Origin of the sequence: Paraburkholderia sp. LEh10 (assembly GCF_017814945.1) — a bacterium.
Lineage (GTDB): Bacteria > Pseudomonadota > Gammaproteobacteria > Burkholderiales > Burkholderiaceae > Paraburkholderia.
This window is the reverse complement of the sequence record NZ_JAGIPX010000010.1, coordinates 158762-178683: the sequence shown is the minus strand read 5'-3', so window position 1 is coordinate 178683 and position 19922 is coordinate 158762. Positions and strand designations below refer to the sequence as shown.

The window sequence follows — 19922 nt, the reverse complement described above, 5'->3', positions numbered from 1 at the left end:
TCAATGCTCCGGGATGTACAGGATTTCCACGCGACGGTTGCGCGCGCGGTTCGCGGGCAAATCGACTGGCGTCGCGACCGGCTGCGACGAACCCGCGCCGCTCGCTTCGAGGCGGTGCGCATCGTCGAGCCCCTGCGCGAGGATCTGCTGTGTGTTCTGCGCGCGCGCCGTCGATAGCGCGAAGTTGTCCTTGAAGATAAGCGAGCGCACGGGCTGGTCATCCGTGTGACCGACGACGATCACGCGGCCCTTCACCTGGTTCAGCGCCCAGGTGATCCGGTGCAGCACCGGCACGACGTCGGGCGCGATGTCGGCGCCGCCGGATGGGAACAGCTCGGCGGCAGCGAGACGCACGGTGTCGCGGCCGTCGGCCTGTTCGTCGACGCTTAGCTGGCCCGCCTGCTCCTGCGGCGCGAGCAGTTGCTTGAGCGTCACGCGCGCGGCCGCGGGCGCGGGCATCGCGAGCGTTTGCGGGGGCGGCGTGTCATCGAGACCGATCGCGGCAAGCTGTGCGCTGACTGGCGCGGCGAGCGCGTTGAGCTTCGTGAAGAACACGAGGAACGCGCCGAGCAGCACAACAGCCGCCGCCGACGCCGCGACCCACAGCGGCACATGCCGCATGACGGGATTGAGGCGATCTTCGACGCCGCGCCAATGCGGCGCGAGTTCGTCGGCGCTCGCACCGCGCAGGCCACGAATGCGTCGATAGAGATCGTCCTGAATGTCGGCAAGACGCGCGAGGCCGCCTGGCTCCACGAGATAGCGTCCGCCGAAGCCCAGCGCGAGACAGATGTACATCAGCTCGATCAGATCGAGATGGCGCGAGAAGTCGACGCTCAGGCGATCGAGGATCTGGAAGAACTTCGCGCCGCCGTAGGTCTCACCGTGGAAGGTCACGAGCAAGGTCTTTTGCGCCCAGCCGCTCAGATCGCCCCACGGCGCGTTGTTCACCGACTCGTCGAGCATCGTGCACAACACATAGCGCGCAGCCATGATGGTTTGCGTGCTGATGCCCGCGTTCTGCGCGTAGCGCTCGAAGCTGCGCACCTGCGCGACGGCCTGCTCGCGCAGTCGGCTAACGTCGGCAGGCGGCGATACGCTGTGCCGCAATTGCACCGTCAGCAGCAGCAGCGGATTGGCCGCGCGGACGAGAGGATTGGTCACGCCGCACAGAAAGTCGCCCAGTTCGGCGTGCAGCGGCAGGTGGCCTTGCGGTTGCGACGCGCGGGTAATTTGCCCTTGCATCACGCGCGCCGTCGGCAGCGTGGGCGACGCGATACGCGTGACGTCATTGGCGTTGGCGTTGGCGTTGGCGTTGGCGTTGGCGTTGGCGTTGGCGTTCGCGTTGGCGTTCGCGTTCGGGGTTGCGATCGCAGCGCGCTGCGGGCGCACCATCGTTGCATCGCTGCGCCGGGTTGCGTCGCTGGAGCGGTCGTTGGTGGTATTCATGCGCGTATCGCCCACAGTTGCAGATCGAGACCGGCGAAGCCGCTGCCGAAGTGCATCGCGATTCCGCCCGACGTCTTCAACATGCGCCACATCGGCGAGTTTCTGTCGCACTCGAAATAGAGGAAGCCCGACGTGTACGGCAACTGGCGCGGCGCGACCGCCATCGGCGATACGCCGATGCCCGGTAATTGCAAGTTCACCAGATCGCGGATCTTTTCGACGGGACCGATCTTCGATTGCGTCGGCAGTTGCCTGCGCATGTCTTCGGATTTCAGATCGGCCTTCGCGGCGAGCACGAAGGACGCGGTGTCGAGCAGCGTCGGATCGGGCACGATGCCGACCCACACGCCATACTTGCGCTGCTGCAACGCAATCGCGACCGCGCTCTGTTCGAGCACCGCGCTCAACGCGATGCGCAGCGCCGCGATCACCGGCTCGAAGCTCTCGCGCAACGCCTCGTGCCGATACGGCGGAAAAGTCTGCGCGCGCTTGCCCGGCAAGGTGAATGTGGCCAGCTCGCCAGCCAGTTCGAGCAGCAACTGGTACAGCGCTTCCGGATGCAGCAGCGGCGCATGAGCGAGATGCGCAACGAGCGGCTGATAGCGGTTGATCACCTGCAGCATCAGAAAGTCCGCGATTTCCGCGGCGCCCCCTCTATCCGTCGCGGCCACGCGTCCCGCGAGCGCCTCACCGCGCTGATGCAGCAGCCCAAGCAGTTCGGACAGAAACGTGACGAGCCGCGCGGCCGCCCCGGTGCTCTGCGCAGTTGGCATGAAGCCATCGTCGAGCATCACCCGACGGTCAGCGCGGCATTCCACGACGCGTGCCAGCGGAATCCGCATCAGACCTTCCATCGGCTGCGATTCGGGTAACAGGCGTGTGCTCATGCCCGCCACTTCGAGCGCGGTCACGCCTTCCGTGCTGCCGGACGCATCGCGCACTTCCGTTTCTCGCACGCGGTAGCGGAACAGCTGATCGCCGCCGGTGCCGGGCCATGCGCTGTCGGCCTGTGTCGGAGACCGCAGCGGCAGCGTCAGATGCACGATCTGGTCGCGCCAGTTCGGCTCGATATCGAGCGGCGGCGGCAGCGGATCGTCGCCGGGCATCGCGAACGGCGTGCCGTCGGGAAACACGCCGCGGGCGCGCTTGATGCCGAGCTTGCCGATCGCGAGCAGGTCGCTTTCCAGTTCGAGTTCATGAAAGCCCCACGCATGCGGACGCACATTGCCCGCGCGCAGCTCCACGTAACGCTCGAAATAGCGTTCCTGCTGCTGCATGTGCTGCGGCCTGAGAAACAGGCCTTCGCTCCATACCACCTTGTTGCTCTGGGTCATGTCGGTGAGTCGGGTAAGGGTTGTCACACGTCGCGTGGGGATTGCGGGTCACGCGGCGGCTTCTGGATATCGCCACAGTCAGTTGCGCTGGGACGCTGGGTCGGCTGGATGCGTCGGCTAGATGCGTCGGCAGCTTGCGCCGGCTGCTTGTGCCGGTTAATCGCGCCGCCTTTTCAGGCGTCCAAGCTGCTCCTCGTACGCGCGAGCGAATTCATCGCCGAACAATCGTCGGAAACATTCATCGGGATTCCTCGTGACCTCTTCAAACTGTGCCTTGTAGCGTTCCCAATAGCGCGGCCGTCCGACCAGCGGCAAACCGCGCACGCCCGCTTGCGTCTCCTTTTCGATCCGCGCCGGATCGAAATGCGCCAGCAGCGACTGGAACGCGGAGCGCACGCCGGCGAGCATCGCCATCTGGTGGTTGCGGATGTCGTCGGCGGCATCGTTGAGCGCGGCGCTGCCCGACAGGAATCCACTATCGGGCGGTGCGAGCAGTTTCTTGACGGCTTCCTGTGCGGTCGGCGCGAACTTCAGCGGGTTGTTCTCCGTGCGCTGGATGAGCGTCGCGGGCAAGCGGAAGCTGTTCTTCAGTTCGGCTCGCGCGCGCAATACGTCCATCATCGCGTCGACGGCGATGTGCAGCATTTCCGTTAGCTCGGCGCGCGGTTCGGCGGCAGGCGGTGCACTGTCCGGCGAGCCAAACGGATACGCTGGCGTTTGGGTCGCGGCTGCTGGATGCGTCGGGGTTTGCGCCGGCGCGAGCGTTGCGGCCGCCGGATGCATCGGCATTTGCGCCGACGGGCGCGCCGGCGTCTGGATCGGCATCGGTGCTTGCGTTATCAACGAAGTGCCCGCTGGTGCAACGGCGGGCTTTCCTGGTACGTCTTCCGGCAACGTCCGCTGTTGCCCCGGCGACGCAAGCGCAGAACGCCCGCCATCCGTCATGGATGCCTCTTTTGCAGCTTCGCGCCGCACGAGCCCGGATCGCGCCGCGACCAGACTCGCCATCGCGTCCCAGTCTTCCGGAAGCACGAGCCCATCGAGCCGTGCGGCCTCGGCTCGCGGTGGCCGGAAACGGTCGGACGCCGCGGGGGTATGGTTCCATCCGCGCGCGGCGGGCTCATGGGGCAGCCGTTCTTCGACGTATGACGACGGCGCATCGAACAACGCGAGCGGGTCGAGGCTCGCGCCGTGCGCCGAGCCGTCGGTCATGCCCGGAATCAGACCTTCGGACTCGCCCGCTTGCTCCGCCGAATCGACACGTGGCGGCGCAAGCAGCAGACTCAGGTCCAGCGGGTCCTCGTTCTGCGCAGATGCAGGCGCAGGTGCAGGTGCAGGCGCAGGTGCAGGTGCAGATGCGGACCCCGATGCAGGCGCGGGCCCGGAAACATGCGCCGGCGCGGCTGCAGCGACAGGCGCCGTCCGCGCCGGATCGCCCCGTTCAGTCGCACCGTCACCGCTTAACCGCACGCGAACCTCGAACGTATCGATCTGCAGTCGGTCGCCCTGCTTCAGCGCGGCCGGATCGCCCTTACGCAACGGCGAGCCGTTCAGCGACATGCCATTGGTGCTGCGATCCTCGATGAAGTAGATGCCATCGAGATAACGCACCAACGCATGCAGACGCGAGACGCCTTGCGCGCCGAGCACCCAGTCGCACTCATCGGAGCGGCCGATGCTGCCATCACGACGGTCGAACACCTGTTCGCGGCGTCCGTCAAAGCGGCCCGCCTGCTCGCCCGCCTGCTCGCCCGCCTGCTCGCCTTCTATCGACAGAACCAGGCACTGTGCGGCACTCATCGGATTCCTCCATCGATCCCTTCAGGAACGCTCAGCAGCCCCAGCGCATCGCACACGAATGCGGCACAGCGGGCATCGAACTGTGCGGGAACCAGCGCAGCCATGTAGGTCACGGCCGCCGTCGCCGCGATCGCGGTCAGATGATCCGGTGGCGGCGTCGGCCGCTCGTGATCCGGATTCAGGTTGCCGCCCGTCCAACCGGCGGCGGCAGCCGTCCACGCGCCAATCGTCTGATAGCGATGCATCTTCGCGAACGCGAGCGCCGCCGCGCGATGCGCTTCGACGGGATCGCGCACCCACGCTTGCGCGAGCGCAAGGCCTCCGCGGTCGTGTTCGTCGAGCGTCTGACGGCGGCCGCACTGGCACGCCCATGCGACCGCATAGCGGCGCGGCAGCAGACGGCCGAGCAGGCTCAACGCATCGGCGCAATGGCCCGCGTCGAGCAAGGCCTGGACGGCAGCGCGCGACACCATCGACGGGCGCAGGCACGCCTGCGCGCGGATGGAAAGCCGCATCTGACGGGCTGCTTCGAGGACGGACGGCGCGCTCATACGATCATCGGCGCCGCGCCGCCCAGCACCGCCGTCGCCGTTCCGATCAACTGGAGGTTGGTCGACTGCACGAGGCAATCGGCCTCGGACAGGATTTCCATCGCTGCAATCGAACTCATGTTCAGATTCGCTTTCGAGTTGATCTCCATCGCGAGACCTGAGGACATCGTCACGTTCATGCCGCCGTTGAGCGTGATATTGGTGCCCTGAATCGAGATCTCGCCGGTGCTGTTCATCGTGATGCTGGCGAGTCCCGTGACGAGCTTGATCTGGTTGCCTGCCGTCAGCGTGTAGTTGTGCGCAACCTGCACGTCGTGGTCGTGCCCGGACTCTTCGCGCAGGTCCTTCTGCGCGTGAATCAACACCTGTTCGCTGCCCATCCGGTCTTCGAAGCGGATCTCGTTGTAGTCATCGCTGCCGCCGCCTTCATGACTGCGGCTTTTCACGCCGCTCTGGGTCTTGTTGTCGGGCAGCGTGTACGGTGGCATGTTGTCGGCGTTGTAGACGCTGCCGATGATCAGCGGCCGGTCCGGATTGCCGTCGAGAAAGCTGATGACCACTTCCTGTCCGACCCGCGGGATGAACTGTGCGCCCCAGCGCTTGCCCGCCCACATCTGCGCGACGCGCACTGGGCACGAGTTCTGCGCGTTGGGTTTGCCCGGCCGGCTCCAGAAGAACGTGACCTGCACGCGGCCGTATTTGTCGACGGCGATGTCCTCGGGCGTCGTGCCGTAGACCACTGCCGTCTGCAGACCGGCGATCACGGGGCGCGGCGTGTCGGGCATCGTGCGAAACAGCTGGCGGCTGCGGATTACCTTGAAGTGACACTCGAACGGCGGCTCGCCGTCGTCGCCACCGCCGCCCGCGGAATAGTCCGGTTCGACGACGCGCGTGACCGTGTCGATCACCAGGTATTCCTCGTTCGCGTCAGCGAGCGGAAAGTCCTTGAGCGTAAACAGCACACCGTTGGCGAGACCACACGCATCAGTACGGCCGACGCTCATCGCCAGCGGCACGTTCAACGCGTCCGCGCGCACCTGCGCGTAGCGCTGCCCGTCGGACAGACGCTCGTCGCAGCCGACGTAGTCGTACGCATAGTCGTAGATGTCGAGGCCGCTGACGTTGTGCGCGTCCTCCTTGTCGGTCAGCTCTTCCGTGGCGAGCAGCGATGCTTTGGGCTTCAGGTAGTCGTAGTCGTCGAGTTGCACCTTCGTCGTGTTGACCGCGCGCGAACTGGTCCAGTCGCTGATCGACGCCTTCATGCGCTTGCCGCGCCCGATCGGCGGCGCATAGGGAATCTGCTCGAAGCCGGACACCGTCGAGTGCGCGCCGAGCGCATCGGCAAGCACCATCGTGTGCGTACTCTGCGTATGCGTGAAGAAGTAGTAGATGCCTTCCTGCTCCATCAGCCGGCTGATGAAGTCGAAGTCGCTTTCGCGGTATTGCACGCAATAATCGCGCGGCGGATAGTTGCCGCTCAAGCTCAGCTTCAGATCGCTATAGCCGATGTCGTTCAATACCGACTGGATGATCTGCGGCACGCTCATGCTGCGATAGATGCGGCAATCGCGTCTGCGCGTGGCGAGCCACGGTTTCGGCACGAGCGTGAACGTGTAGACGGCATAGCGCACATTGTCGATGTTGACGAAGCCGCCCTGCTCGCCTTCGCAGACGATCGCGTTGAAATAGCGCGTATAGCCTTGCGGCGTGACGAGCTTCACTGTCATCGGCGTACCCAGCAATGAACGCAGATCGACTTCGACGTTCTTGCTGAGCGCTTCGAGCCGGTACGAAAACAGCCGGCCGAGCGACTCGGTCGCGGTCATGTTTGCGAACAGCAGACTGCTGCCGAGGCTGGAGGTAAGCGTGATTGCGTGGGCCATGGGGTGATCTGTGAATGTGTGCGCTTCAGAAAACAAAACACCCACTGCACCCGATCTATTCCGTCGCGAAATGCCGATGCTTTCCCGACACTGAACGCGCGCGAATACGCGTCGAATGACGGCCGCCACGCGTGTCGCGGACGGCGTCGAAATGTCGATCCGAACGTGTCACTGAGAAAAGACGTTCGCGTTCAGCAGCCCTTTCCACGCCGCCGAGTCCCGCAAGTCATACGAGACGATTTTTGCGTTCTTCAGGTCGAGGCGTATCGCGAGGAGCCAGTTCCTGACGAGCTTCGTCAGCTCTCCCTTCACGAACTCCGATAAATCGACACAGCGCTTGCGGCGAAGGGTTTCGCTGCCAGGCGTTCCCGGCGAACTCGACCCTTGTTTGACATACGATTCCTGCGCCGCGAGATCCGACCCTGCATTGACCAGTTGACGCCAGCTCTCCATCGGATCGTCGGCGGCATCCGTCGTCGCCCATTTCATCACTGCGGCCGCGAAATTCGCCGACGCATTGCCGAAATCCTTCGAATTGCCATCGTTGGCAATCACGGGCCGGTCGTCCTGCGTCGTATGGATCTCCGCGATCTTCTCGTGACGCTGAATCTGCTTGAAGAACCCATACGAGGTTTTGAACCTCGAGTTGAGCACCGTTTCCGCCTCGGTTACGCTTGCGCCGCTACCGCTCACTGCATCGAGCGCGCGTCCCCTGCCGTCCAGTTCGAGGATGGCCCGGTAAATCGCGTGAATGACCTTGTCGAAACTGTTGAAGACGTGATTGCCTTTCGCCATCGTGAACTCCGTCCCGAGTGATTCGCCGTGTCCGCTTACAGCTCGTTGACGATCGACGCATCCCTCGCGCCGCTCGTCGCGGCTCCAAGCCCGCGAAAATAGATCAGGTAGTCATCCTTTTCGAGCGGTCTCCAGTTCGGTGTGTACTGTCCATTGACGTCGAGACGGCCGCATCGCTTCGCGACGTGGTTATAGTCCTTGAACACGACTTCCAGTTTGTTGAGATCGGCCGTCTTGCCGTCCGAGATCACCTCTCGCATCAGGCGCTCCACCAGCTTCGAGCGAGCGGCTTCCGAGGTCAGCGTGACCACCCGGGTCAGATCGGCGTTCATGTTCGTCCCGCCTGAGCCACCTCGTTTCAGAGAACCGATAAAGTCATTGAGGCCTGCGGAGCCAGGGCTGCTCACGTGGTTGTAGTCTGTCAACGTGATCCTCGCGCCGTTGTGAGCGTAGGCAATCAACGAGAAGTTCTTCGAACGGAAAAAATAGGTATGCGACGCGCCTTCGTCGTCCGTATACGTGACCTGCGTTTCGTGTCCCGCGCTTTGGTCTCGGTCTGCCTTCCGAAACTCAGTCAGGAACTGCGAATAGGCGTTCGATTTCAGTTTGAGCGTCAATGTCGTCGGCATGTGTGTCACTCCAGAATGGTTACCAGTGGTTCGAAGCGCAAGCGAACCCGCATGGTTCACTTCCGTGATGGCGGTGCGTGCGTCAGTCGACTGACGCCAGCGTGTGTGCAGCGGGTTGGTCGTTCGTTGCGAAGCAGTAAGTGAAATCGCCGCCCGTTACACTGACGTCCACCCGCGCCGCATTCTCGCCACGCATCATTCGATCGAGAAACTCGCGGCTGATCGCCGGCAACATCGTGTTGGTGAGAATCGCGTCGATCATCCGGCCGCCCGATTCGCTCTCCGTGCAACGGCTCACGACGAGCTGCACCACTGCGTCGTCATAGCTGAACGGCACGCGATAGCGCTCCTCGACGCGCCGCTTGATGCGGTCCAGTTGCAGTCTCACAATTCTCGCGAGCATGTCGCGGCTGAGCGGGAAATAAGGGATCGGCACGAGCCTGCCCAACAGCGCAGGCGGAAATACCTCGAGCAACGGCTCGCGCAGCGCTTTGGCAAGACCTTGCGCATCCGGCATCCGCTCCGGGTCGCTGCATAGCCCAGCGATCAGATCCGTGCCGACGTTCGTCGTCAGCAGGATCAGCGTGTTCCTGAAGTTGATCGAGCGGCCCTCGCCGTCTTCCATCACGCCCTTGTCGAACACCTGAAAGAAAATCTCGTGGACATCGGGATGCGCTTTCTCTACTTCATCGAGCAACACCACCGAATAGGGCTTGCGCCGCACGGCCTCTGTCAGCACGCCGCCTTCGCCATAGCCGACATAACCCGGCGGCGCGCCCTTCAGCGTCGAAACCGTGTGCGCCTCCTGAAACTCGCTCATGTTGATCGTGATCAGGTTGTGCTCGCCGCCGTAGAGCGCTTCAGCCAATGCGAGCGCGGTCTCGGTCTTGCCGACTCCCGACGTGCCGGCAAGCATGAACACGCCGATGGGACGATCAGGATTGTCGAGACCCGCACGCGATGTCTGGATGCGCGTCGCGATCATCTCCATCGCATGGTCCTGCCCGACGACACGCTTGCACATCAGGTGGCCGAGGTTCATCACCGTCTGCAACTCGCTTTGAACCATGCGGCCGACGGGGATACCCGTCCAGTCGGCGACGACGGATGCGACGGCCTGATAGTCGACGTTCGGCAGGATCAGCGGGTTATCGCCCTGTAGCCCGGCGAGCTGCGTCTGCAGTTGCTTCAACTCGGCGAGCACCTCGGCTCGCGTGGCATCGTCGAATGCCACAGACACGTGCGCGTGGTTCGAGGCGTCCGCGCTCGCGTTTACGATTGCGTCCGCCGTTTGCTCCGACGCGGCCGTGGTTCCTTCGACTGGCGCAGCCTCCTCTCGCAACCGGGCGCGCAACGCGAGAATCCGCTCGACGAGCGATTTCTCGCTGTCCCATGCGGCTTCCAGTTGCTGCAGACGCTGCCTCTCGCGATCAAGCGCCGCTGAAGTCTGCGACTCGCGCGACTCCACTTCGATGCCGATGCTCTTTTCACGGGCGATGATCGCCTGCTCCGTCTTCAGCGCGTCGATCCGCTTGAGCGCATCGTCGATTTCCGCGGGAACCGCGTGCTGGCTGATCGCGACCCGCGCGCAAGCGGTGTCGAGCAGGCTCACGGCCTTGTCCGGCAACTGACGCGCCGGGATATAGCGATGCGACAGCTTCACGGCCGCTTCGAGCGCTTCGTCGAGAATCTGTACGCGATGGTGCTGCTCCATCACGCTCGCCGTGCCGCGCATCATCAGAATGGCCTTGTCTTCGCTGGGCTCGTCCACTTGTACCGGCTGAAAACGCCGCGTGAGCGCCGGGTCCTTTTCGATGTGCCTGCGGTATTCGGCCCACGTGGTCGCGCCGATCGTGCGCAGATTGCCGCGCGCGAGCGCGGGCTTGAGCAGGTTCGCCGCATCGCCCGTGCCCGCCGCACCGCCCGCCCCCACCAGCGTATGCGCTTCGTCGATGAACAAGATGATCGGCTTCGGCGAAGACTGCACTTCGTCGATCACCTGACGCAGGCGGTTTTCGAACTCGCCTTTCATGCTCGCGCCGGCCTGCAGCAGACCGATATCGAGCGCACGGACCTGCACGTTGCGCAACGGCGGCGGCACGTCGCCACGCGCAATGCGCAGCGCCAATCCTTCGACCGCTGCCGTCTTGCCGACACCCGCTTCGCCGACCAGCATCGGGTTGTTCTGCCGCCGACGCATCAGCACGTCGACCAACTGACGAATCTCGACGTCGCGACCGACAACGGGATCGATCTTGCCGTCGCGCGCCTGCGCCGTCAGATCGACCGTGAACTGCTGCAACGCCTGCTGCTTGCCGAGTGGTGCGGGCGCGATCGTGCCGCCGCTTTCCGCGCTCGAACGACCATCGTCAGAGCGAAAGCCATCCGTCGCGCTCTGACCGTCCTCCGGCGAACCTTCGACGATGCTCGCAAAATCGTCGGCCAACGTTTCGGCGCGAAGCGTGTCGAATTGCGCCGATACGTCGAGCAACGCACGGCGCAAATGCCGCGTGCGCAACAGTCCAACGATCAGATAGCCGGTGCGCACCTGGCTTTCGCCGAACATCAGCGTCGCGAATACCCAACCGCGCTCGACGGCTTCTTCCACTTCGGCGGACAGGTCCGAAACACTGCTGCTGCCACCCGGCAAACGTTCGAGCGCGGCCGTGATATCGCGTGCAAGGTGCGACGAATTCAACCCGAAATGCCTGACGATGCGATGCAAATCCGAATCCTGCAACTGCAGGATCTGATGTATCCAGTGCGCCAGTTCAACATAGGGATTGCCGCGCAGCCGGCAAAACACGGTAGCGCTTTCGATACCCCGATAGGCCAGCGCGTTGAGCTTGCCGAACAGGGCGGCGCGACTGATTTCAGCCATGATTTCAATCCTGTGTGAAGTGAGGCGGCCGCAACGCAGTCGCCGGTTCAGTTGAAAAATGCTTGAGCGCGCGTATGAAGGTCTTCATTCGACGGGGCTCAGCACGACTTCGTCGGCATCGCTGGGCTTCGGATAGCGGCCCATCCACGTGTTGAAACCCAGGCGGCCAGCCTGGCCCAGATGTGTCAGCGGCACTTCCTCTTTCTTCAGCACGAGCTGCACGTCCCAGCCCTTTTCTTCGCCCACATACAGCTTGACGGCCGCGACCAGTTGCCGGAGCGTGTCGCCGCCCGGCATGAAGCGGTTGAACTCGTTGCGGGTCAGCGGACCGACACGCAGCCGGAAGCGCTGCTGCGCACCGCGCACGCGCGCGCCAAGCAATGCATCGCGGCCGATGGCCGCCATGCTCTTGCCCATGCGTAAATGCGCGTCGCGAGGCAACTGCATCCACCCGGCGACGAACTCGATCACGCGCACGGGCACACCGAAGTAATGTTCGAGAAAACGCATCAGCCCTTCGGCATTACGCGCCTGAGGCACGAGCCGCCCGGCGAAGAAGCGCTTGTACTGGTCCGGCAGCGCGTCGCGTGCGTCGAGGTGCGGCGTCGCAATGCCGATCAGCGCGCCGATCCACGTGCGAAACCTGTCCTGCTCCGGACGGTCCAGTTGCACGGTCGGCTGTGCATCGGCCCACGCACGATAGAAAAGACTCAGCATCCGGTGATGAAACACGTCGGCGAATGCAACGAACGTCCGGTCTTTCGCGTTCCGCTCACGATCGACGGCGTGTTCCGTGAGATGCAACGGCAGCGGCCCGTTCGGTCCGAACAGGCCGAGAAACAGCCCAACCACGCGCGCCGGCCGGCCATCTTTTCCAGGCTCGACACGCGCGATGCTGCGCGACGCAAACTCAAGCGCCGCAGCATGCGCGAGACGCACGGGATCTTCAGCCGGCTTGATCGAATGACCGAATCGCGGCCGCTCGGGATACGCGCATTCGAGGCGGCGCATCGCCTCGAAGAACTCATAGTCTTCGGGACTCGCGCGCAGCGCGGCTTCGAGCGCTACAGGATCGGGCGCTTGCCGGGATTCGCGGTCCATCGGGCCACCTCGTTTCGTTCGAGCGTGCGCAACACTGTCTCGGCGAATGAATTCAGCGAGACATAGCGCGCAAAGAAATGCTGCAACACCGACGCCAGCACAAACGCGCCGCTGCCTTCGAACGCGGCATCGTCGCAGGTCAGCGTGATCTCCAGCCCTCGCCCATACATGATTGGACCGGGCGCCGGCACGCGGCGCGTCACGGGTTTCGCCGCGACATGCTTGATGCCTTCGATCTGCCGGCGCGCGGCCGTGTCGAACTGGTCGTGATACAGGCCGAGCATTTCGCGCAGCGCCGCTGCACCCGTATCGCCTTCCTGGTCGAGCAGCGACAGATAGTTCAATTGCAGATGGCTGATCAGGCGCCACGCGGATTCGCCCGTCGCCGTCGACGCGCGTGGACGCGTCGGTCCAGCGACGCAACGGATCGACGACACGGGCGCATCGGTATCGAGCGTGAAGTCGGTGTACGACTTGCCCACCGACATATGCAGCGGCAAATCGCGGTTCGTACACAGCAGCCGCAGCTCTAGCTGACGCAGTGTGGTCGCATAGGGTGCGTCATTGGCATCGACGAGCGCGATAAACGTCTCGCTGCCGATGTAGCTGGAACGCGCGCCGCGCTGCTTCTGGCGGCTCGATAGCAAACGCGGTTCGCGGCGCAGCGTATAGAACGCCGCCTGCGAACTGTGCCAGGTGCGCGCGGTGCTGTCATAGAACGGCAGGAAGCTTTGCTCCGGCTCCTGACGATCGCCATAGCCCTGCACTTCCATCACGCTGTGCACCTCGAAATCCATCGGCCGGGTCCGGTCGCTGAGCACGTGGTATTCGGTGTCGCCCCGCTGCAGATGAATGCGATCCGCGCGTCGTTCGAACAGGTTCACGGCGGGCGTGCAGAACAGGCGGAAGTTGCCTGCGTCGATGGCGTTATGCAGCCGGCTCACACTGCGGTCGAGCCACACCACGATCTCGAACTCGTTGCTTCGTGAACGCGCGAGCAGCGAGTGCAGCCCCGTGAACTCGGCAAACAGGAAGCGCTCCGGACACGCAAAGTACTCCTGCAACAGCCGGTAGCCGCTGAACGAGCGGCCACCGTAGGGCAGCATCGCTTCGTCTTCGTCGAAACCTTTGGCACGCAGCGCCGCTGCTTGATGATGTGTTTCGACGATTTGCCCATCCTGCGCGGTGGTGCGCACCGTATAGCCGATACGGTTCGCCATCAGCTGCTCGTAAATCGCGCGCGGCAAATCGTCCGCGCCGGCGAGATAAACCGGCAGGCTGTCGAGTGCGAGCGTGTTCACCTGCACGCCGGACAGTGTTTTGAGCTTCACGCGCAAGCCCGCGCGGACCTGGCCAGCCTTCGACGGCGGCATGAGGCCAGCGGCGGCGAGCGCTGCGGGCGTGTCGAAGTATCGCGCGTCGGTGATCGCGAGGGGCCACAGCGTCACGTCGTGCGCGGTGCGGTATTCGCACGCGGTACGCTCGCCAAAACCGACGAGACTGCGCAACACCGTATGTCGCGCGACGGGATGCCCAGCGGGCGGCAAGTCTTCGGCCTGATCCGGATGCAACTGCACGACCGCCATCGACGGGACGGGCGTCAGGTAATGCGGGTAGATCATCTCCAGCAGATGCTGCGTGAACACGGGATACTGCGCGTCGAGCTTCAGTTGCACCCGCGCGGCGAGAAACGCGAAGCCTTCGAGCAAGCGTTCGACATACGGGTCCGCGCACTCGAAACCTTCCATCCCGAGACGGCCGGCGATCTTCGGGTACTCGCTCGCGAACTCCGCGCCCATTTCACGGACGTGTTGCAGCTCGCGGTTGTAATAACGCAAGAGTCGTGGGTCCATGACGATCAGCCGAAGTGTTGCGACACGTGGAACTCGCCCGTCTCAAGATCGACGTCGGTGCGCAGATAGAGCGCGAGCGGCATCGGCTGCGCCCACATGTCGGCTTCGATCAGAAAGCGCAGCGAACGGCTGTCCATGCGCGCATCGTCGACGTCGACGCTCACCTGCACGGTGCTCGCGATCAGGCGCGGCTCGAAGTCGAGGAGCGCCGAACGGATACGGTTCTGCAGCAGCGCGGCATCGATGCCCGACAACGCCGCGCCCGCCAGATCGGGGATGCCGAAATTGAGCACGGAACGGCTTGCGTGCGCGAATCCAGTCAGCTCGTCACTGCTCCATTGCCGCGTGCAGTTGAGCAGCCACGCGATGTCGCGCGTCACGTATTCGCGCAGACGCGCCGCCGTAATAACACGTTGCTCGCGGCTCTCCTCGCGCCGGGCGGGATCGAGATCGGTGAGGCGGTCGAGCAGCGACGGCTGCAAACGCTCCTGCGGCATCAGTTCTGCCATCTCGTGTGCTCCTTCAAGCCGTCTCGAATGTGATCGTTCGCACGACCGTTGGCGAGCCGCGTTTCGGGATCGACATCGACTGAAGTAATCGTCACTGGCTGGACTCCGTTCAATGAAGGAAAGCCGGGCCACTGCAACGCAGCCCGGTAGCGTGTGATGGCGGCTGCTTACTGTTTGGCGACCTGCTGGATATCGAATGTGAAATCCTTGGTACCGCCGTTGGCCTTGCCTTCGTCGTCCTGCGGCTGGAACGAATACTTGAACTTGCCGAAGTGCAACGTGATGTTCTCCATGAGCCGTTCGTCGCCCCCGCTGCCGCCCGTCGATACCGACGTGATCAGCACGCCTTCGCTCAACTCGATGGTCAGGAAGTCGGTCTGCTGGCCGGTTGCGTTGGTGACGTACAGATACGCATTGTCGACGCGCGCACCCGTGCAGCACGCGTTCAGCAACGCGTTCGAGCAGCTGTCGATGTACTTCGTGATGGTGATGTCCTGAATGTTGGCCTTGCCGCCCGATGCATAGCCCGCGCCCGTATGCAGGTTGCCGGTATTGCTGGCGCCCCACGACCACGCGATGATGGGAACCTCGTTCTTGTGCTTCGAATGGTTGGAAGCGCCCTGGATCGTGACCGTTCCGGAGCCGAATTTCAGATGCATGTCGAATGCCATAGTGACCTCTATTAATGAGCCAAAGTGTGCTCGCCGTAGCGACGAATGATCAGGACGAAAGCGCTGCCGCCCCGGATGATTTCCTTCAAGGTGATGCAGAACAGAAACTTCAGGCCGCCTGCGCAGAAGGCAGACGCGACACGAGTCGCAGCGACACCGTCAATCCTTCGAGCTGGTAATGCGGCTTCAGGAAGAACTTCGATGTGTAGTAGCCAGGATTACCCTCGACTTCTTCAACGACGACCTGCGCGGCAGCCAGCGGCTTGCGGGCCTTGGTCTCTTCGCTGGAATTCATGGGATCGCCATCGACGTAGTTCATGACCCAGTTCGACAGCCAGCTCTCCATCTGCTCACGGGTGCTGAAGGAACCGATCTTGTCGCGCACGATGCACTTGAGATAGTGCGCGAAACGACAGCACGCGAACATGTACGGCAAACGTGCCGACAGATTCGAGTTGGCCGTCGCGGCGGGATCGTCGTACTCTTCCGGCTTCGCGACCGACTGCGCACCGATGAACGCCGCGATGTCCGAATTCTTTCGATACACGAGGGGCATCAAGCCCATCTTGTCGAGTTCCGCCGAGCGGCGGTCGGTGATCGCGATCTCAGTCGGGCACTTGATGTCGATGCCGCCGTCGTCGCTCGGGAAGGTATGCACGGGCAGACTGTCGACCGCCCCGCCCGACTCGACACCACGAATCCGCGAGCACCAGCCGTAGTGCTTGAACGAACGGTTGATGTTCACCGCCATCGCATAGGCCGCGTTCTGCCACGTGTACTTCGACGAATCCGCGCCTTGCGTGTCCTCCTCGAAATCGAACTCTTCGACCGGGTCGGTTTTCGCGCCGTACGGCAGGCGTGCGAGCGTGCGCGGCATCGTCAGTGCGAGATAACGTGCATCGTCCATTTCGCGCAGCGAACGCCAGCCTGCATAATCCGGCGTCGTGAAGATCATCGACAGATCGCGCGGATTCGCCAGCTCGTTCCAGCTTTCCATGCCGAGCAACGTCGAATCCGCCGCCGAGATGAACGGTGCGTGCGACGCAGCGGCGATCTGCGAAATGCCGCGCAGCAGCTCGACATCCTGCGGACTGTGATCGAAGTAGTAATCGCCGACGAGGCAGCCATACGGTTCGCCACCAAGCTGGCCATACTCTTCTTCATAGATGCGCTTGAACACAGGGCTCTGATCCCACGCAACACCCTTGAAGCGCTTCAGGTTCTTCGCGAGTTCCTTCTTCGAAACGTTCATCACCCGGATCTTCAGCATCGGATCCGTTTCGGTGTTGGTGACGAGATGGTGCAGCCCGCGCCACGCGCCTTCCAGCTTCTGGAAGTCCGCGTGATGCATGATCCCGTTCAACTGCTCGCTCAGCTTGCGGTCGATCTCCGCGACATACGCGTTGATCGTCTGCGTCACGTCGTCGGAAACGATGTGCGAATCCTGCAACACGTGTGCGGCGAGCGTGCGCACGGCTGCCTCGACTTCTTCCTTCGCGCGCTCGTTCTTCGGCTTGAATTCCTTGTGGAGCAGCGCGGCGAAATCGCTGACTTCGCTCAATGCGCCGTCAACGCTTTGTTCGATCTCGTTCTGGCTTTCCATGATCGCGCTCACTCCTGTCCGGATTCTTCGCGGGTGTCTGTGCCCGTGCCGGGATCGACGGGTTTCGGTGCCGCGCCCAGCGATTGCAGCAAGGCGGGATCCTTGATCGCCTGCGCGATCAGCTTTTCGGCGCCCGCCTTGCCGTCGAGATACGTGCCCAGGTTGGCGAGCTGCGTGCGTGCCTCGAGCAGCTTCGCGAGCGAATCCACTTTGCGCGCCACTTCGGCAGGCGAAAAGTCATCCATGCTTTCGAACGTGATATCGACGTTGAGATGGCCTTCGCCCGTCAGCGTGTTGGGCACGCTGAAGCTCACACGCGGCTTGATCGACTGCATGCGGCTGTCGAAATTATCGACATCCACTTCCAGCGCCTTGCGCGCTTCGATGGGGGGAAGATCGCCGGCATTCGCACCGGACAGATCCGACATCACGCCCATCACGAATGGGATCTGCACCTTCTTCTGCGCGCCGTACAGCTCCACGTCGTACTCGATCTGCACACGCGGCGCCCGATTGCGCGCGATGAATTTCTGACTGCTCTGCCTCGTTGCCATGTGTTTGTTCCTTAGGTATCCGTAACTGATTGGTCATGGATTCGACGATATCCAAAGGTGCTGATTTATCGATCGACAGACGCGATCGACGTTCAGCGTTGCAGACGCGTCGTCCATGCATCCACAACAGCACAGCATCGGGATCTATTCCGCGTCTACGAATTCGCTGTGCTCAAGCTTCACGCCCGTCATCGTCTGCGTAAATCAGAACACCCCAGCTGGGCGGATATTCCGTCGATGTCGCGGGCCTGGTGTTTTTTGTGTTCGTCGCACGCGCGCACGCTCATTCGCAACTTTCACTCGCACTTTCAATCTGTGGGAGCGCCGCGGGGCGTGGCCGTGGCGCCCATCAATGCATGGAATAAACCCGCGGGCCGGTTGTTCTGTAAATACCCGCGCGATACAACGCGCCGCATTCACCGGCCTTCGTGATATGAAATACTCGACAAAATTCATGCGGATGCTCTGCGCCCGCCTCTGCCGGCTCACGCCGTACGCGTTGCTGCTGCTTGCACCGTATGCGAATGCGGCGTGGACGCTCGTGCAAGCGGATGCGCCCGCCACCGTCATTCATGAGTCGGGACGCTATCAGACGGATGCGGGGCAGCGCTTCGCACTCGACGACATCGTCGAAACGCCGGCGAACGGCGGCGTACAGATTCAGGACGACGCGGGCAACATCGCCGCGCTGGGCCACGACACGCGCGTCCTGCTGATGCGCGACGCGCATATCGCATTGCTCAGCGGCTGGCTGAAGGTGCTGCACGCGTGCGCCGGCAACATGGCGAACTGCACTGCGCCCGTGATCGAAACCGCGCGCACGACATTCACGCCGTCCGACGACACCGCACTGGTGATCGCCGCGACGACAGCGAATTATCAAAGCACCGACGCGCATGACATCGACGCCGTATTCAGCGAGAGCGGCACGGTCAGCGTGCTCGCAATCAGCAGTTCGCGCGGCAAGGCTGCACCCGTCACCCTCGATATGCATCGCTTTGCCACGCATCCCGTGTCAAGCGACACGATTGCGGTGACGCTCCGTCCCGACGCCGCCTTCGTCGCGGCCATGCCGGTGACATTCCGCGACGCGCTGCGTGTGCTGCCGATGCCGGCCCGCCTGCGCAACGATCCGCCTAACAACCTCCGCCCCGTCGTGTACGACGACATATCGGACTGGCTCGGCAGCGGGCTCGCGGCGCGCCGGAGCCCATCGACGCGCTTCACTGCGCGCTTTCGCGCACGCCTGTCCGATCCGGCGTTTCACCGCGCGATCGTGCAACACATTCACGACTTGCCTGACTGGCGCCCGCTGGTCTTTCCGCCGCCGCAGCATGCGGTGATACGGAGCACCGCCATCCAGACTCGTTACGCCAACCCCACCGACCCGGTTCTCCCATGAAGCTGTCGCTCGCCATCAAGTTCAATCTCGTGTTCATCGCAATCTTTGCGATCGGACTGACCGCCATCGGCTTTGTCGCGGATCGGGTGCTGCAACAGCAGGCGCTCGACGAAACGCGTCACGACGCCGACGTGCTGCTGAACGCAGCCAGCGCGATGCAGAACTACACCGCGCAACACATCACGCCGCTGCTCGCGACGCAGATCAAGTATTCGTTCGTGCCAGAGTCGGTGCCGGCCTATTCGGCGATAGAAATGCTGAACTCCTTGCAGAGCGCGTTTCCGAACTTCTCGTACAAGTCGACGATGCTCAATCCGACCAACCCGCGCGACCGGCCAACCGACTGGGAAAACGAAGTCATCGCCCATCTGCACGACCATCCGGAACTGAAGGAAGCGACGGGGCAACGCCGCACGCCGGGCGGCGACCAGTTGCTGTTTCTCGCGCATCCGAGCCGTATCACCGACGCCGCGTGCATGCAATGCCACAGCACGCCGTCCGCGGCCCCGCGCACGATGCTCGACAAGTACGGACCGGCCAATGGTTTCGGCTGGGCCATGAACGACGTGATCGGTGCAGAGTTCGTGTCGGTGCCGATGTCGGAATCGATCGCACGCGGCCATGCGGTTTGGCGCAGTCTGATGGCGTCGCTAACGGCGGTGTTCGCGGTGGTGCTCGTCGTGCTGAACGCGATGGTGCATTTTCTCGTCACGCGGCGTTTGCAGATGTTGTCGCGCGCAGCGGACGAAGTGAGTCTCGGCAAGCTCGACGACATCGAATTGCCCGCCGGCGGCACTGATGAGATTGCATCGCTCGCCGTATCGTTCGGACGGATGCGCACGAGCCTCGTCGCCGCGTTCGAGATTCTCGAAGAGCGCCACGAATAGGCGCGCGATACATCGTGGAC

Annotated in this window: 16 protein-coding genes; 2 read left to right on the top strand and 14 right to left on the bottom strand. The window is 63.2% G+C overall.

Annotation, left to right across the window (positions count from 1 at the left end; genetic code table 11):
- From icmH to tssB, 14 genes are all read right to left on the bottom strand, one after another.
- A complete protein-coding gene (icmH, locus tag J8I87_RS11465) occupies positions 1 to 1449 on the bottom strand; it encodes a type IVB secretion system protein IcmH/DotU (protein ID WP_245253857.1) in 1449 nt (482 codons plus the stop codon).
- Positions 1446 to 2783 carry a type VI secretion system baseplate subunit TssK gene (tssK, locus tag J8I87_RS11460; RefSeq protein ID WP_209931558.1) on the bottom strand — a complete coding sequence of 446 codons (1338 nt, stop codon included), beginning with the start codon at positions 2781 to 2783 and terminating at the stop codon, positions 1446 to 1448. Before tssK ends, icmH begins: the two co-directional genes overlap by 4 nt.
- A gap of 156 nt (positions 2784 to 2939) precedes the next feature.
- Entirely contained in the window at positions 2940 to 4583 is a 1644-nt protein-coding gene (tagH, locus tag J8I87_RS11455) for a type VI secretion system-associated FHA domain protein TagH (protein ID WP_209931557.1), read from the bottom strand.
- Positions 4580 to 5134 (bottom strand): DUF6931 family protein, encoded by a 555-nt coding sequence (locus J8I87_RS11450; protein WP_209931556.1) that lies wholly within the window; start codon positions 5132 to 5134, stop codon positions 4580 to 4582. The genes tagH and J8I87_RS11450 overlap by 4 nt, the downstream gene beginning before the upstream one ends.
- The gene (gene tssI, locus J8I87_RS11445) at positions 5131 to 7017 is read right to left on the bottom strand and encodes a type VI secretion system tip protein TssI/VgrG (protein WP_245253856.1); all 1887 of its coding nucleotides are present in this window, start codon (positions 7015 to 7017) and stop codon (positions 5131 to 5133) included. The genes J8I87_RS11450 and tssI overlap by 4 nt, the downstream gene beginning before the upstream one ends.
- Before the next feature lie 168 nt (positions 7018 to 7185).
- Positions 7186 to 7812, bottom strand: coding sequence for a hypothetical protein (locus J8I87_RS11440; protein ID WP_209931555.1), 627 nt, complete (start codon positions 7810 to 7812; stop codon positions 7186 to 7188).
- 35 nt (positions 7813 to 7847) lie between these two features.
- Complete coding sequence (locus J8I87_RS11435) at positions 7848 to 8441, bottom strand: hypothetical protein (protein WP_209931554.1); 594 nt, start codon at positions 8439 to 8441, stop codon at positions 7848 to 7850.
- Positions 8442 to 8523: 82 nt separating this feature from the next.
- On the bottom strand, positions 8524 to 11322 hold the full coding sequence (gene tssH, locus J8I87_RS11430; RefSeq protein ID WP_209931553.1) for a type VI secretion system ATPase TssH: 2799 nt from the start codon (positions 11320 to 11322) through the stop codon (positions 8524 to 8526).
- 84 nt (positions 11323 to 11406) lie between these two features.
- A complete protein-coding gene (gene tssG / locus J8I87_RS11425; protein ID WP_209931552.1) occupies positions 11407 to 12423 on the bottom strand; it encodes a type VI secretion system baseplate subunit TssG in 1017 nt (338 codons plus the stop codon).
- Positions 12387 to 14276: a type VI secretion system baseplate subunit TssF gene (gene tssF / locus J8I87_RS11420; protein WP_209931551.1), complete on the bottom strand. Its 1890-nt coding sequence runs from the start codon at positions 14274 to 14276 to the stop codon at positions 12387 to 12389. The genes tssG and tssF overlap by 37 nt, the downstream gene beginning before the upstream one ends.
- Before the next feature lie 5 nt (positions 14277 to 14281).
- Positions 14282 to 14785 carry a type VI secretion system baseplate subunit TssE gene (tssE, locus tag J8I87_RS11415; RefSeq protein WP_209931550.1) on the bottom strand — a complete coding sequence of 168 codons (504 nt, stop codon included), beginning with the start codon at positions 14783 to 14785 and terminating at the stop codon, positions 14282 to 14284.
- Between the two features lie 167 nt (positions 14786 to 14952).
- On the bottom strand, positions 14953 to 15456 hold the full coding sequence (locus J8I87_RS11410; RefSeq protein ID WP_209931549.1) for an Hcp family type VI secretion system effector: 504 nt from the start codon (positions 15454 to 15456) through the stop codon (positions 14953 to 14955).
- 109 nt (positions 15457 to 15565) lie between these two features.
- Entirely contained in the window at positions 15566 to 17059 is a 1494-nt protein-coding gene (gene tssC / locus J8I87_RS11405; RefSeq protein ID WP_209931548.1) for a type VI secretion system contractile sheath large subunit, read from the bottom strand.
- Between the two features lie 8 nt (positions 17060 to 17067).
- A complete protein-coding gene (tssB, locus tag J8I87_RS11400; RefSeq protein WP_209931547.1) occupies positions 17068 to 17613 on the bottom strand; it encodes a type VI secretion system contractile sheath small subunit in 546 nt (181 codons plus the stop codon).
- 454 nt (positions 17614 to 18067) lie between these two features.
- On the opposite strand from tssB, the gene J8I87_RS11395 reads away from it, so the two are divergent.
- Positions 18068 to 19015: a hypothetical protein gene (locus J8I87_RS11395; RefSeq protein WP_209931546.1), complete on the top strand. Its 948-nt coding sequence runs from the start codon at positions 18068 to 18070 to the stop codon at positions 19013 to 19015.
- Positions 19012 to 19902 (top strand): DUF3365 domain-containing protein, encoded by an 891-nt coding sequence (locus tag J8I87_RS11390; RefSeq protein ID WP_209931545.1) that lies wholly within the window; start codon positions 19012 to 19014, stop codon positions 19900 to 19902. The genes J8I87_RS11395 and J8I87_RS11390 overlap by 4 nt, the downstream gene beginning before the upstream one ends.
- Positions 19903 to 19922 lie beyond the last annotated feature (20 nt).

Coding starts and splice junctions, on each gene's coding strand:
- tssF (WP_209931551.1), bottom strand. CDS start 14,276: ATGGACCCACGACTCTTGCGTTATTACAACCGCGAGCTGCAACACGTC.
- tssI (WP_245253856.1), bottom strand. CDS start 7,017: ATGGCCCACGCAATCACGCTTACCTCCAGCCTCGGCAGCAGTCTGCTG.
- J8I87_RS11450 (WP_209931556.1), bottom strand. CDS start 5,134: ATGAGCGCGCCGTCCGTCCTCGAAGCAGCCCGTCAGATGCGGCTTTCC.
- tagH (WP_209931557.1), bottom strand. CDS start 4,583: ATGAGTGCCGCACAGTGCCTGGTTCTGTCGATAGAAGGCGAGCAGGCG.
- tssE (WP_209931550.1), bottom strand. CDS start 14,785: ATGGCAGAACTGATGCCGCAGGAGCGTTTGCAGCCGTCGCTGCTCGAC.
- tssK (WP_209931558.1), bottom strand. CDS start 2,783: ATGACCCAGAGCAACAAGGTGGTATGGAGCGAAGGCCTGTTTCTCAGG.
- J8I87_RS11435 (WP_209931554.1), bottom strand. CDS start 8,441: ATGCCGACGACATTGACGCTCAAACTGAAATCGAACGCCTATTCGCAG.
- J8I87_RS11395 (WP_209931546.1), top strand. CDS start 18,068: ATGCGGATGCTCTGCGCCCGCCTCTGCCGGCTCACGCCGTACGCGTTG.
- J8I87_RS11390 (WP_209931545.1), top strand. CDS start 19,012: ATGAAGCTGTCGCTCGCCATCAAGTTCAATCTCGTGTTCATCGCAATC.
- tssH (WP_209931553.1), bottom strand. CDS start 11,322: ATGGCTGAAATCAGTCGCGCCGCCCTGTTCGGCAAGCTCAACGCGCTG.
- tssC (WP_209931548.1), bottom strand. CDS start 17,059: ATGGAAAGCCAGAACGAGATCGAACAAAGCGTTGACGGCGCATTGAGC.
- tssG (WP_209931552.1), bottom strand. CDS start 12,423: ATGGACCGCGAATCCCGGCAAGCGCCCGATCCTGTAGCGCTCGAAGCC.
- tssB (WP_209931547.1), bottom strand. CDS start 17,613: ATGGCAACGAGGCAGAGCAGTCAGAAATTCATCGCGCGCAATCGGGCG.
- icmH (WP_245253857.1), bottom strand. CDS start 1,449: ATGAATACCACCAACGACCGCTCCAGCGACGCAACCCGGCGCAGCGAT.
- J8I87_RS11410 (WP_209931549.1), bottom strand. CDS start 15,456: ATGGCATTCGACATGCATCTGAAATTCGGCTCCGGAACGGTCACGATC.
- J8I87_RS11440 (WP_209931555.1), bottom strand. CDS start 7,812: ATGGCGAAAGGCAATCACGTCTTCAACAGTTTCGACAAGGTCATTCAC.